The sequence below is a fragment of the Methanosarcina thermophila TM-1 genome (assembly GCF_000969885.1).
GTDB classification, from domain to species: Archaea; Halobacteriota; Methanosarcinia; order Methanosarcinales; family Methanosarcinaceae; genus Methanosarcina; species Methanosarcina thermophila.
The window spans coordinates 1663028-1676527 of record NZ_CP009501.1; the positions used below are offsets into that span (position 1 = coordinate 1663028).

Below are 13500 nucleotides of genomic sequence, written 5' to 3' on the forward strand. Positions count from 1 at the left end.
AACAGGCGATATTCAATGAATTCATATTTGCTGGCTTTTAAATCAGGCTTTGGCTTCCTGTCCACGATCCCTGTGGGAATTAGCATGGAAGGGATCGAAGAGCTAATGAAGAAGATCTACTTCTATCCTGTGGTAGGAGCAGTTCTCGGGCTTCTTATAGGGTCAATTGCATACATCGGGCAGATAATATTTCCCGCACCAGTGGTTGCAGCCCTTATCATGGGATTCATATATTATATTACAGGGTTTAACCATCTCGATGGAGTTACTGATATAGGGGATGGTTTCATGGCCCACGGATCGAGAGAAAAAAAGCTCAAAGCTCTCAAGGATACATCCCTTGGGACAGGGGGGGCAGCCTTTTGCATGTTGCTGCTGCTGACCCTTTATGGTTCCATAAGGGCAGTTCAAGAAGAAGGCCTGACTGTTTTCGGACCTGACCTCCCGGTTCTAATGTTTGGATCAATGTTTATTGCCGAAGTCAGTGCAAAACAGTCAATGTTGACTATTGCTGCCTTTGGGAAGCCAATACCTCCACGAGAAAAACAGGCTTATCCTGGCCTTGGAACCATGACTATAAACGGAGCAACAAAAAAGAATTTCCTGATAGGCTTCATATTCGGTGCCGTTGTTTGTTTCCTGCCCTTCGGGTGGATAGGGCTTCTGGCTTATCTTGGAGCCTGTACCTCGGCTCTGGTGATTCTTAACCGGAGTTATGCCCATTTCGGCGGCTTAAATGGCGACGGAATCGGTACTGCTAACGAAATCGGCAGGGTGACCGCTCTTACTATTCTCGCAGTTATCCTGAAACTATCATTGAACGGACAAATGGGAGGTTTAGAATGGACGCTATTGTAATGGCAGGAGGATTCGGGCAGAGGCTTGGAATGGGAGAAAAGCCATGTGTTGAGCTGCTTGGAAAGCCACTCATAGCCTATGTAATAGATACCCTCAGAGCCGCAAAGGGTATAGACAGGGTTTTCGTAGCGGTCTCTCCTGTTACTCCCAAAACTGAAATCATGATTCATGAGCGCTACAAAGGAGAAGTCCGCGTAATAAGAACCTTTGGCGGAAACTATGTAGGAGACATGATTTATGCGGTAGAAACTGCAGGAGCAACTGGTCCTGTAATGATTATCATGTCCGACCTCCCCCTAATAGACCCAGAACTTATCGATTTGGTAATTGAGAGGTATAAAGAAGAAGGAAAGCCTGCACTTTCGGTCTATGTCCCGATAAATGTCTGCAAAGGAGTTGGAATCAGGCCGGACACGGTTTTTAATAAAGATGGGAAGCTCATAGTACCTGCTGGAATTAATATTCTGGATAGTTCTCAAATCCGAAAAGAACAGGAAGACTTTAATCTGATACTTGATAATCCCAAACTAGCAATAAACGTAAATACCGTTGAGGATCTGCAGCGCTGCAGGGATCTGCTGCAGGTTTAAAACTAAAAAACTTACTAGAGGTGTCGTATATTCTATCATTAAAAAACCTGGTGCTGAGCCGTGATGGAAAGAAAATCCTGCATGGAGTCAATCTTGAGGTAGGCGACCGGGAAATTCACAGCATTATCGGTGCAAACGGCGCGGGAAAAAGTACACTTGCATATACCCTGATGGGACTCCAGGGTTATGAATACGAAGAAGGTAGCCTCATCTTTGATGGGGAAGATATCACACCGCTCTCAATAACCGAACGTGCTAGAAAAGGCATTACCCTCGCCTGGCAGGAGCCTGCCCGTTTTGAAGGGCTGAAAGTCAGGGATTACCTAGCAATCGGGGCAAAAGGCAATGGAGGCATTACTGAGGAGGAACTTAAAGAAGCCCTGAGGAAAGTTGACCTTAATCCCGAAAAATACCTGGACAGGGAAGTTGGTGAAGCACTCAGCGGAGGGGAAAGAAAACGTATAGAACTTGCATCAATAATCACGATGAAACCAAAACTTGCAATTCTTGACGAACCGGATTCCGGGATCGATGTTGTCTCCTTAAAAGAGATCGTGGCTTTGATCCAGACCTTAAAGGAAAATGGTTCCTCGGTACTTGTAATTACACACAGGGAGGAGATTGCAGCCGCATCCGATAAGGCGTCCCTGATGTGTGAAGGGACTATCCTCAGGAGCGGAGACCCCCTGGAAATCAGTGAGTTTTTCAAAAACAGATGCATACCATGTGACAACAGGGTATCCTCACCAAAGGCGGCTTAACGATGACCCAGATAACTGTTAATACGCTTTCAAGTGAAATCAAAGAAATGGACGCAGCCTATTCGGCAGCAGGAGGGAATCCTGCAGTACTGCATAAGCATGAGCTTGCAAGCCTTGTGATAAGCGGAAACAAAGTACTTAATGCAAACGGGACAGAAGGAATTGTGCTTGAAACTAATCGGACAGAACATGGAGTGGACGTTAATATGACCATTAAGAAAGGGTATAAAATTCCACTTCCTGTCCATCTCTGCTTTGGGCTTATTCCGGAAGACGGACTCCAGGAAATAAAGATGAATTTTGTGGCTGAAGAAGATTCAGCTGTCGAGCTCATTGCACACTGCACATTCCCTAACGCTGTGAAGGTTATTCATAGAATGGACGCCAAAATGGTCATAGGGAAAAATGCCTCATTAAAGTATACGGAAACCCATTTCCACGGTCCCCACGGGGGAGCTCAGGTGATTCCGAAAGCTTATGTAAAGATAGAGGAAGGAGGCCGTTACTATAATAATTTCTCACTGGTCTCGGGCAGAGTAGGATATCTTGAGTTTGATTACAGCGTGGATGCCGAGAAGGATGCTGTCTGTGAGATGGTTACCAAAGTCTATGGGAAAAAGGACGATAAAATAAAAATCCTAGAAAAAATATCCCTTAATGGGGAAAATGCAAGAAGCGTAATTAAAAGCCGACTGGCCATTACAGATAACGCGGAATCGGAATTCAGGGGAATTACCGAAGGTCATGCCCCGGGAGCCAGAGGGCATGTGGATTGCATGGAGGTTATCCAGGGCAATGCAAAAGCCGAAGCTGTCCCCATAGTACGTGTTGATAACCCTCTTGCCAAAGTAACCCACGAGGCTGCAATTGGGTGTGTGGACAAAAAAGAGGTAGAAACCCTGATGGCTCGCGGCCTTGAAGAAGAAGACGCAATTGATGTCATCGTGAAGGGAATGCTGGCCTGAGACCCGTTTTATTCCCTTTTTCACGCATAACTTAAGAAACTTAATTATCTCTCCAGGAATACTGGAAGTCTATCCCGTAAACTGTAAAAGGGGGATCCAATTTAATCTGAATGAGATCTTAACAAGAGGTGAGAGACATAGTTGGTGAAATTATTATCTTAGAGAAAAAATATTCCGAAAAAAACCTGCAGCTTATTACAGGAAAAAAAGATATATCTTCACATTATCAGGATATTCCCGAAGAAATGCTGCTCTTAAGTGAAGTCATTGAAGATCCCCTCAAACTACCTTACATGCTGGAAACTTTCTATACCGCTCCGATAAAGAATGAAAAAGCCTTCCATTTTGCTCTCCTGCGAGTCCAGGTAGATTCCGACCTCAGGATGCATGAGGATATCCAGAAATATCAGCAAAGGAAATATGTAGCCGAAACCCTGGAAAAGCTGCTCTATGGAGAACTTATGCTTTCAGTGGGAGAAAGTTCAGGCATGGAAAACGACTGATTAGTTCAGTTTCCTATAAGTGATTTTTATCTGGCTGTGCCATCTTTTTGGCTAATCTGGCTCCCGGCAGATTGGCATGGGATCTTGAAGTATATTCTTATTCTCCTGGGACTTTTTACAATAGCTCAATGGCAATAGAGATCAACCACCGAAGATGTTCGGAAAATTATATCTCTATAGTACTCCAGTCCTCACAATGCTGGTAATAGCAATGTCTTAACTGGCATTCATATTTTTAGGATTCTGGAAGTTTATTGCGCTGGCTTATGGACTTTTCAATCAGTTCCTCTTTTGTATAGACATAATATCTCTGAACAGGCTTGAAATAGGATGGACATCTACGCCAATTGAATTCATCGCCCTGGCGCTATATATCTCGCTCTGGGTCTATTCATAACAGGAGGCTACAGAGAAGAAGCCAGAATTGAAACATTGACCTGATTAGTTGTATTTCTCAAAAAGAGTTTGGTAATTCCTGCCCGAAGTATGACGGAAATCCCTCAGAAGCTGTTGAAAATAAAGATACTATACTGTAAACACCTGGAAGCCGTCATATAATGTGAGCAAACTCTATAGAGTCTCATGGAGTTTAGATTTTCCAGAAAGCCTATTGGATAAATCTGATTGTATTTGCATAAGTCGGAAAATTAAATTAATGAATAAAAAAAGTTTCTAAGATAAGAATAAATATATAAATCTAAAATAACATATAGGGAAGCTTAGGGGAATATTAATTTTTATTAAAACTGTCCCTGGAGTTCAAAACGAGGGTTTAAATCGGACGGCTTGCTTGAAGATTTCAAAAGCTGAATCTTCCCATAGAGAAAAAGTATTTTGGAACATTATGATTCTGGTTAGAGGGGTGAAAGCCAGATGTAGGGGTTGTACAGGCAGCAAAGGATTATAAGAGTTATATTTATGGAAAATACTCGATTGGAAACGTTCGATTATTGTATTAATAAGGATGCTGAAGCTGAAACCCCTATATCCGGGCAGTCGTCTCTGAAGTGACTAATTTTCTAATTACAGTGAGGATTAGAAAAGCCACGCCTTCTATTATATAAGGCGATAAAGGTTGATAAAAGCTTTCTAAAATAAAACAAAGATCTGGATAATGGGGGTTGAAATGGAAAGTAAAGAAGAGTTACTTCAGGAACTTTCAGATGCAATTGTTTCCTGTAAAAAGGATAGAGTAATTGATGCTGTAAACAAAGCAAAAGAAGTAATGGAACCTTCGGAAATAATTGAAAAAGGACTTTCTGCAGGCATGACTCAGGTAGGAATTCTTTTTGAGAGAGGGAAGCTTTTCCTTCCACACGTAATGATGGCTGCGGATGCAATGACAGCAGGAGTCAAAATTCTTGAGGCTGAAATGCCTGCAGAAACTCAGACAAAGAAACTGGGAGTTATCGTAAACGGCACGGTCGAGGGAGATGTGCACGACATTGGAAAATCAATTGTGTCCACAATGCTCCAGTCTGCTGGTTTTGAGGTGCACGATATCGGACGTGATGTTCCAATCAGGGATTTTATCGAGAAGGCAAAGGAAGTCAATGCTGATATGATTGGACTCTCCGCCCTTATGACCACAACCCTCCAGGGACAGAAGGACGTAATCGAGCTTCTCAAGGAAGAAGGGCTCAGGGACAAAATAAAAGTCATGGTAGGCGGTGCACCTGCAACCCAGGCATGGGCGGACAAGATTGGTGCAGACTGCTATGCTGAAAACGCAAGTGAGGCTGTCGCAAAGGCAAAAGAGCTGCTGGTCAGGAAGTGAAGAGAAATGGCAACCGAATATTCTTTGCGTATGGGAGACGGGAAGAGAATCTTCCTTACAAAAGATAAGATCATGGAGGAGATTGAGGCAGGTACTGGAAATGCTGCCGACCTTGGTGAAATCCCTGCTCTGAATGCCAATGAAATTGACAAGCTTGCTGAAATCCTCATGATGCCCGGCAAGGCTGTGAGTGTGGAACAGGGCATGGAAGTTCCTGTAACGCACGATATAGGTACTATAAGGCTCGACGGTGACCAGGGCAATAGTGGCGTTGGAATTCCTTCAAGCCGTCTTGTTGGGTGCATGATGCACGAGAGGGCTTTTGGTGCCGACACAATGGAACTGGGACACATTGACTACAGTTTCAAGCCTGTAAAACCTGTTGTTTCAAACGAGTGCCAGGCAATGGAAGTCTGCCAGCAGAACATGATCATTCCGCTGCTTTACGGTGCAATGCCCAATATGGGACTCTATTATACCCCGGATGGTCCTTTCGAGAACCCTGGCGACCTTATGAAAGCTTTCAAGATTCAGGAAGCCTGGGAATCAATGGAACACGCTGCAGAACACCTGACAAGGGACACGGTCTGGGTTATGCAGAAACTCTTTGCCTCAGGAGCCGATGGGGTCAATTTCGATACAACTGCGGCTGCAGGGGATGCTGATATGTACGGTACCCTCCATGCGGTCGAAGCCCTTAGAAAAGAGTTCCCTGATATGTACATTGAAGTAGGAATGGCAGGGGAAATGGTGCTTGGCATGCACGGAAACCTTCAGTACGATGGGGTGACCCTTGCAGGTCTGTGGCCTCATCAGCAGGCTCCTCTTGTTGCAAAAGCCGGAGCAAACGTTTTCGGTCCTGTCTGCAATACAAATACCAGCAAAACCTCAGCCTGGAACCTTGCCCGTGCAGTTACCTTCATGAAGGCAGCTGTGGAAGCTTCTCCAATTCCCTGCCACGTTGATATGGGCATGGGAGTCGGCGGAATCCCCATGCTTGAGACTCCTCCGATTGATGCAGTTACGAGAGCAAGCAAGGCAATGGTCGAAATTGCAGGCGTCGACGGCATATAGATCGGGGTCGGCGACCCTCTGGGTATGCCGATCTCCCACATAATGGCTTCTGGTATGACAGGAATTAGAGCTGCAGGCGACCTTGTTGCAAGGATGCAGTTCTCAAAGAACATGCGCATAGCCGAGGCAAAAGAGTACGTGGCAAAGAAACTCGGGGTCGATGTCATGGACCTTGTAGACGAGCATATCATGCGCGAGCTGCGTGAAGAACTCGATATCGGTGTGATTACCTCAGTCCCTGGAGCCGCAAAAGGCATTGCTGCGAAAATGAATATCGAAAAGCTGCTCGATATAAAGATAAATTCCTGCAACGTCTTTAGAAAACAGATAAGGGAGTAAGAGGAAAATTTATCCGAAAAATCAGAGGAGATTATCAAGAAATTATGTTAGGTGCTATAAGATATATTTGATTATATAATCTGGAAAAAATTAAAGTTACAGGGATTTGATCCGGAAAAGTATGAGATTTTGCCAAAAGGCAGCGTGGTTTTTCTCTATAAATGCAAGGGAGGGAATGGCTATTTAAGGTTTTAGAAAAGCGAACAGATTTTCTCTGGTTCGGTAAAAGTGGACAAAAGCAAATTTAGGAAACTCGAGAATAAGGAGGGAGGAAATGGCAAAAACTAATGCAGTTGCAGGATTTAATGCACTTAATGGCGTAGAATTAAACCTTTTTACTAATGAAGAACTCAAAGCAATACACTATGCTACCATGGAAGTTCTGATGAACCCCGGTGTTCAGGTTTCTGATCCCGAAGCAAGGCAGATCTTCAAAGAAAATGGCTGCGAAGTCGACGAGGAAACCAAAGTTGTAAAAATCCCTGAATATATTGTAAGAAAAGCTCTTCAGCTTGCGCCTTCCAGATTTGTCCTCTGGGGTCGCGATAAAAAATACAATACTGTACAGGAATGCGGCGGTAAAGTGCACTGGACCTGCTTTGGTACAGGAGTAAAGATGTGCAAATACCAGGACGGCAAGTATGTAACAGTTGACTCCGTTGAGCAGGACATTGCAGACATCGCAAAACTCTGTGACTGGGCTGAAAATATTGACTACTTCTCACTGCCAGTTTCTGCAAGGGACGTTGCAGGTCAGGGTGCACAGGATGTCCACGAGACTTTCACACCGATTGTAAACACATCTAAACACTATCATCACATAGACCCAGTCGGCGAAAACGTCGAATATTACTGGGACATCGTAAAAGCATACTATGGCGGCGACGAAGAAGAAGCAAGGAAAAAACCAATTTTCTCAATGCTGCTCTGTCCAACAAGCCCGCTCGAGCTCAGTGTAAATGCCTGTCAGGTCATAATTAAGGGCGCTCGCCTCGGAATCCCAGTTAATGTCCTGAGTATGGCAATGTCAGGGGGGTCGTCTCCTGTTTATCTTGCAGGCACGCTTGTAACCCATAATGCCGAAGTGCTCTCAGGAATTGTGCTTGCCCAGTTGACTGCTCCTGGAAGCAAAGTATGGTATGGAAGTTCCACAACGACATTTGACCTGAAAAAAGGAACTGCTCCTGTCGGATCTCCTGAACTCGGCTTGATAAGCGCCGCAGTCGCAAAACTTGCCCAGTTCTATGGCCTACCATCCTTTGTGGCAGGTTCCTAGTCTGATGCGAAGATCCCGGACAGCCAGGCAGGACATGAAAAAACTATTACCACCTTACTTCCAGCCCTTGCAGGAGCAAACACTATCTACGGAGCTGGAATGCTCGAACTCGGAATGACATTCTCAATGGAGCAGCTGGTAATTGACAATGATATTATTAGTATGGTCAAGAAGGCTATGGAAGGGATCCCTGTCTCAGAGGAAACCCTGTCAGTGGAATCAATCCAGAAAGTAGGCATCGGAAACAATTTCCTTGCCCTCAAACAGACCAGACAGCTTATAGACTATCCTTCCAGCCCAATGCTCATCGATAGGCGTATGTACGGAGACTGGGCAGCATCTGGTTCAAAAGATCTTGCAGCAGTCGCACATGAAAAGGTCGTGGACGTTCTTAAGAACCACCAGGTAAAACCAATTGATGCAGACATCCTCAAAGATATGCAGGCTGTTGTGGACAGGGCTGATAAAGCCTTCAGAGGCATGTAAAAACAGGAGCAGGAGATCTAAAAATGGCAAGCAAAGAAGAGATTTTAGCAAAAGCAAAAGAAGCGATTACTGAGTTCGATGAGGAAATGGCGGCTGAAGTCGCAGAAGAAGCCCTTGCTGCAGGGATTGATCCTGTAGAACTTATTGAAGAAGGATATACTGCAGGCATGCAGGAAGTAGGAGAGAAGTTTGAACAGGGATCTCTTTTCCTGCCTCATGTGATTGCAGCCGCAGAGGCTATGAAAGCAGGAATAGATGTCATTACACCGGAAATGGAGAAGCGTAAATCCGAGACAAAGAACCTCGGAACTGTTGTTATAGGAACCATAGAAGGTGACATTCACTCCATTGGAAAGGACATCGTAGCCTCCATGCTCAACATCGCAGGTTTCAAAGTTGTGGATCTTGGAAGGGATGTTCCTATTAAAACCTTCGTCGAAAAAGCAAAGGAACTCAAACCCCAGGTTGTCGCATCCTCCGCTCTTATGACAACCACAATGGTCAACCAGATTCAGATTGAAGAACAGCTGAAGGAAGCAGGCATCCGCGATCAGGTTAAAACCATGGTCGGAGGCGCTCCTGTAACCCAGGACTGGGCAGACAAGATCGGCGCAGACATCTATGGTGAGAGCGCTAACGATGCAGTCGCTAAGGTAAAAGCAGCCCTGAAGGTCTAATAATCGGGAGGGCAGACAGTCCCGGGAATCCGTGGTAGATTATATAAACCCGGTTCCCGGCACACCTGCTCAATAGCTCTGACAAAAGAGGGGGTGAGCACGGATCGGAAATTTTTGAAATATAGAAAATAAAAGGAGACCGATCAAAGGAGATCAATTAAAAATATATGTGAGGAAAAACTAGTTTTACTCACTTATTTTTTTCAGCTTACACTCTGCTTTTAGTATTCAAAGCCAGATAGGTGCTCCTTAATACTATGTCTACTCTCATAATACTATGCCTACTATTTTCTAGTCCTGAGCAGCCACTTAAAAACTTTTAATATCCCTGATTAAATTACCTGTATTCTAGCTCTTTTTCATATTATTCTAGCTCTTTTCCATATCTATCTGTACCATATTTATCCATTTTTGAAGAGTGAGAAGCAGCCAAAACCCTCCATTTTCCGCAAGAGAAATTTCTTTGTCTTAAAATTTCAGAAAAAATCAATAAGAATCAATTTATAGAATCATAACTATATTAAAAAAACAGGGTTGTAATCGGTAAAAAGATGCATAAACATGCTTGAATAGGTTTTTTAAAGGAGCTTTCGAGCGATATGCATTGGCGCAGATGTCATACTGAGGAAAATTGGGAACGTTGAGAAAAATTTGCTGAACGGAATTATCAGATATAACTTTTTAAAGAAGGGATTTGGGGCGAAAATTTGAAAGCGATAAAGATTTATGAGTTTGGGGGACCAGATGTTCTCAGATATGAAGATATCCCGAAGCCTAAGCCAGGACCTGGGGAAATCTTGATTCGAATTATTGCAGCCGGAGTTAACCCTATAGATTGGAAAATTCGCAGCGGATATATAAGCGGGTTGCCTCTGCCGATGATTATGGGGCTTGATGTCGCAGGTATCGTGGAAGCTGTAGGGCAGGGAGAAACTTCCTTCCAGCCTGGAGATGAAATTTTTGCTAAAGTTTCTATAGGGCAGGGAGGCTACGCCGAGTATACCGTTACCAGTTCTACGCAGGCGGCGAAAAAGCCCAGAAGTATCGGGTTTGTTGAAAGTGCTGCCATTCCTACTGCCGGCCTTGCTGCCTGGCAGTCACTTTTTGATATTGCAGGCCTGGAGAGTGGACAGAGCGTACTCATTCACGGCGCTGCGGGTGGGGTAGGGACTTTTGCAGTCCAGTTCGCCAAATGGAAGGGAGCACATGTTATCGGCACAGCATCGAGTAAAAATGCAGAGTTCCTGAGGAGTATAGGCTCTGACGAAGTGATCGACTACAGGAACCAGCGGTTTGAGGAGATCGTCAATAATCTGGACGTAGTGCTGGATACCATAGGTGGAGATACATTCGAAAAGTCGTGGAAAGTACTGAAACCCGGCGGATTCCTGGTATCGACCGTAGCCAGCATTCCCGAAGGTATGCCGCAAAAGTATGGGGTACGTGCAAAAACTCTCATGACTCAGGCTGATGGAAGAGAACTTGCTCAGATAGCAGCCATAATAGATGAACAAAAAATCAAGCCAATCGTAACGACTGTGCTTCCTCTAGCTGATGCTAAAAAAGCGCATGAAATGAGTGAAAGCCGTCATACTCGCGGCAAGATTGTACTGCGCGTTGCAGAGGATCCAAGATAAAACCTAAAAGTGCCAGTAATGTAATACTCGGATTGCATGAAGGGAGAGAGAAGGGTGTCAGAAAAGGAAAAAAAGTCCAGGAGCCTCATCCCGCTTTATATATTGATAATATTATTTTATATAGTTGCTTCGCTTCAAGGAGACGAAGATAATGTCCTCTCAAAATCTGTGTCTAAGGAGTCCGATTTTGAAGTTAACCTTACTCAAGGTGTGAATTACACCCTCTGGCTTGAGAGCCCTGATGGTCCCGAGAAAATGAATGTGACAATAAGCAATGGTTCCTATGTTGCTTTTGAAAACACATTTGTTATGACACCTTCAGGAAAAGATTACCTTCCTTACCATCCGAAATTTACTGTTAAAGAAAACGGGATTTATCACGTGCATGTCAAACCACTGGATTCTGGAATTGTCAATTTGGAAATCAAGAAAACCAGATAAATGGAAGAATGCACCTTGATCGATATTGATTTGATGTTCATTTAACGAGAAGCTTTCTCATTATAAAATTGATTAAAGTTAGACCTTTACGCTCAACGCTTTGCTGCTTAACTGTTTTGTAACCGCGCTTCTCAAAAAAGGGTTTTGCAGTAATTGATGCCTCGGTGGTAATAATAGTAATATCGTGCTTCTGTGCATATTTTTCTAATTCATCCACGATTATGGTTGCTATTCCCTGACCCTGGAAGTCTTTATGGACATAAAGCTGGTCAAGATATCCGGTTTTATCCAGATTTCCAAAACCCACAATTGAGCCTTTGATTTCAATTACAACTGTATAGGTGCTGGAAAGGGACTTATCCCACATATCTATATTGTTCTCTTCCGGTGCCCAGGCATCAAGTTGTGCTGAACTGTAGTCCTTCGAATTAATTGTGTGGACTGTATCGTAAAACAGCTCAACTATTTCTTTGCAATCCTGTGATCGATATAGCCTGACTATTTTCTGCATTTCAGTGGATCCTTGGACCATTCATATAATATACATGGGAATTATGAATACAAAACTGAGAATTGTGAGTTAAAGAAAACAATAACGGCTCAAATCGAATAATTATCAGCCGTGGGGGTTTTTATAAAACCTGTTTCAATAAGCTTAATATATCCATTAATTCTTCTTTATTAAAATATAATTATTTTTATTACTCCTGCAAACACTGCTCGATATAAAACGAGATTGAATTTAGTTTTGTGAAAAAAATCGTTGGTTGCTTTACACTACTAGTGAAAAAAGGTTTACTAAACTTAAATAAACTTAATAGCCCCGGAGCATAATCTGATAAAACTGGAGGATTATTGGAGAATTATTGGAGGATTATTATGGATAAAACCGATAATATCAGAATGAAACATGTTGAAGCAAATCTTGAACATCTTAACCCCATTCCAGACAAAGTTTCCGATACAAGTGTGGGTTTTCCAGAAGAAGTCAGAGACTACAGGTATCGCTCAACAAATTTTAGAAATGTCTGGAAATATCTGGAACTATTGTTTTCCATGCTGGTAGATTCCTTTAAAGGAAGATACCCGCTCCCAAGGAAAACCGCATTCGTGCTAACACTCGCTTTTCTATATCTCATAACTCCGATTGACATCGCTCCGGATATTCTTCCTGCAATCGGTTTTGTGGACGATGTCGCTATGTTTGCTTTTGCAACAGGCCTTATAAAAAGTGACCTGGAAGATTATAGAGTCTGGAAAATGAGTCACTGGCAGTGATTGTTTATCTGTGATTTCAATTAGCCTGACCGTTCCTGCTCTATCAGAATCGCCTTTGAGAAGAAAAGTAAGTATTAGATCAAACTTTTTTCCTTAACTCCTCATACTTACACAGAAGAGAGGTGCTATGTTTGAAAAATTTTAAATTAGTTAAAAAAAGAATTTAAATATATATTTCAGACTGAACATCATCTGAAAAGAGGAATAGATGCCGGCAGAACAGAAAAAATTTATGAATTTTATACAAATTTGCATAACTATTACTATATTTTATGTAATCTTCTCACTTCTGGAAGGCGGAGAATATATTTTATCAGAATCTGTATCGCAGGAATCTGAGTTTCAGGTCTACCTCACCGAGGATGTAAACTATAAACTGTGGGTCGTGGATCTTAACGGTCCCGAAAGTACTAGTATAAGAATAAGCAAAGGTTCCTATGCTGCATTTGAAGATACATTTATGTTAATGCATCCTGAGGGAGACTATCTTCCTTATCATCCAAAATTTTCCGTAGAGGAAAGCGGAACTTATCGGGTTTATATTAAACCAATGGATTCAGGAACTGTTAGACTTGTAATCACGAAATCCAGATTTCCAAAGTTTCTGTAATATAAGGTGTAGTAAAAAGGTAATATAGCTTATTACTATGTTTCCACACAGCTCTCCTTAAATCCTCTGATTGAGCCACTCCTTTGAAACATCGGTTTTGAAAGCAAGTAGCAAAAAATATCCGTACTTCATTAGAACTACTAAAGGGGAGTATTAGAGACACTTACATCAGCACAAATCGTAAAAAGCACCGAAGAAATCATCTAAATTTTAAAAAATAAAATTTTT

12 protein-coding genes and 2 pseudogenes are annotated in these 13500 nt (G+C 42.9%); 13 read left to right on the forward strand and 1 reads right to left on the reverse strand.

The features are described from left to right. Window positions 1-15: 15 nt before the first annotated feature. The 11 genes and pseudogenes from cobS (at window position 16) to MSTHT_RS07215 (ending at window position 11384) form a co-directional block, all read left to right on the forward strand. Window positions 16-858: an adenosylcobinamide-GDP ribazoletransferase gene (cobS, locus tag MSTHT_RS07155; RefSeq protein WP_048167185.1), complete on the forward strand. Its 843-nt coding sequence runs from the start codon at window positions 16-18 to the stop codon at window positions 856-858. Further along, a complete protein-coding gene (locus MSTHT_RS07160; RefSeq protein WP_048167186.1) occupies window positions 843-1448 on the forward strand; it encodes an NTP transferase domain-containing protein in 606 nt (201 codons plus the stop codon). The genes cobS and MSTHT_RS07160 overlap by 16 nt, the downstream gene beginning before the upstream one ends. A 20-nt stretch (window positions 1449-1468) precedes the next feature. After that, window positions 1469-2209, forward strand: coding sequence for an ABC transporter ATP-binding protein (locus tag MSTHT_RS07165; RefSeq protein ID WP_231588027.1), 741 nt, complete (start codon window positions 1469-1471; stop codon window positions 2207-2209). 2 nt (window positions 2210-2211) lie between these two features. Further along, on the forward strand, window positions 2212-3174 hold the full coding sequence (locus MSTHT_RS07170) for a SufB/SufD family protein (protein ID WP_048167187.1): 963 nt from the start codon (window positions 2212-2214) through the stop codon (window positions 3172-3174). 128 nt (window positions 3175-3302) lie between these two features. After that, window positions 3303-3677 (forward strand): hypothetical protein, encoded by a 375-nt coding sequence (locus tag MSTHT_RS07175; protein ID WP_231588028.1) that lies wholly within the window; start codon window positions 3303-3305, stop codon window positions 3675-3677. A 1126-nt stretch (window positions 3678-4803) separates the two neighbouring features. Further along, the gene (gene mtbC / locus MSTHT_RS07180; protein WP_048167188.1) at window positions 4804-5454 is read left to right on the forward strand and encodes a dimethylamine corrinoid protein MtbC; all 651 of its coding nucleotides are present in this window, start codon (window positions 4804-4806) and stop codon (window positions 5452-5454) included. A gap of 6 nt (window positions 5455-5460) precedes the next feature. Next, a pseudogene (gene mtbB / locus MSTHT_RS07185) lies at window positions 5461-6867 on the forward strand ([dimethylamine--corrinoid protein] Co-methyltransferase). Window positions 6868-7141: 274 nt separating this feature from the next. After that, window positions 7142-8629, forward strand: a pseudogene (gene mttB, locus MSTHT_RS07195) ([trimethylamine--corrinoid protein] Co-methyltransferase). Window positions 8630-8652: 23 nt separating this feature from the next. Then, window positions 8653-9306, forward strand: coding sequence for a cobalamin B12-binding domain-containing protein (locus MSTHT_RS07205; RefSeq protein ID WP_048167193.1), 654 nt, complete (start codon window positions 8653-8655; stop codon window positions 9304-9306). Window positions 9307-10013: 707 nt separating this feature from the next. Then, window positions 10014-10943 (forward strand): NADP-dependent oxidoreductase, encoded by a 930-nt coding sequence (locus MSTHT_RS07210; protein WP_048167194.1) that lies wholly within the window; start codon window positions 10014-10016, stop codon window positions 10941-10943. A 54-nt stretch (window positions 10944-10997) separates the two neighbouring features. After that, the gene (locus tag MSTHT_RS07215; RefSeq protein ID WP_048167195.1) at window positions 10998-11384 is read left to right on the forward strand and encodes a hypothetical protein; all 387 of its coding nucleotides are present in this window, start codon (window positions 10998-11000) and stop codon (window positions 11382-11384) included. Window positions 11385-11421: 37 nt separating this feature from the next. Here the strand turns inward: MSTHT_RS07215 and MSTHT_RS07220 are convergent, their stop codons facing one another. Further along, on the reverse strand, window positions 11422-11895 hold the full coding sequence (locus tag MSTHT_RS07220) for a GNAT family N-acetyltransferase (RefSeq protein ID WP_048167196.1): 474 nt from the start codon (window positions 11893-11895) through the stop codon (window positions 11422-11424). A 368-nt stretch (window positions 11896-12263) separates the two neighbouring features. Between MSTHT_RS07220 and MSTHT_RS07225 the strand changes: the two genes are divergently transcribed. Beyond that, complete coding sequence (locus MSTHT_RS07225) at window positions 12264-12662, forward strand: YkvA family protein (RefSeq protein ID WP_048167197.1); 399 nt, start codon at window positions 12264-12266, stop codon at window positions 12660-12662. Between the two features lie 232 nt (window positions 12663-12894). Next, window positions 12895-13272, forward strand: a complete 378-nt coding sequence (locus tag MSTHT_RS07230; RefSeq protein ID WP_156149733.1) for a TolB-like translocation protein — start codon at window positions 12895-12897, stop codon at window positions 13270-13272. Window positions 13273-13500 lie beyond the last annotated feature (228 nt).

Excerpts from the sequence above, each read along its gene's own strand:
- MSTHT_RS07220 (WP_048167196.1), bottom strand. The coding sequence starts at position 11,895 with ATGCAGAAAATAGTCAGGCTATATCGATCACAGGATTGCAAAGAAATA.
- MSTHT_RS07170 (WP_048167187.1), top strand. The coding sequence starts at position 2,212 with ATGACCCAGATAACTGTTAATACGCTTTCAAGTGAAATCAAAGAAATG.
- mtbC (WP_048167188.1), top strand. The coding sequence starts at position 4,804 with ATGGAAAGTAAAGAAGAGTTACTTCAGGAACTTTCAGATGCAATTGTT.
- MSTHT_RS07225 (WP_048167197.1), top strand. The coding sequence starts at position 12,264 with ATGGATAAAACCGATAATATCAGAATGAAACATGTTGAAGCAAATCTT.
- MSTHT_RS07160 (WP_048167186.1), top strand. The coding sequence starts at position 843 with ATGGACGCTATTGTAATGGCAGGAGGATTCGGGCAGAGGCTTGGAATG.
- cobS (WP_048167185.1), top strand. The coding sequence starts at position 16 with ATGAATTCATATTTGCTGGCTTTTAAATCAGGCTTTGGCTTCCTGTCC.
- MSTHT_RS07205 (WP_048167193.1), top strand. The coding sequence starts at position 8,653 with ATGGCAAGCAAAGAAGAGATTTTAGCAAAAGCAAAAGAAGCGATTACT.
- MSTHT_RS07230 (WP_156149733.1), top strand. The coding sequence starts at position 12,895 with ATGAATTTTATACAAATTTGCATAACTATTACTATATTTTATGTAATC.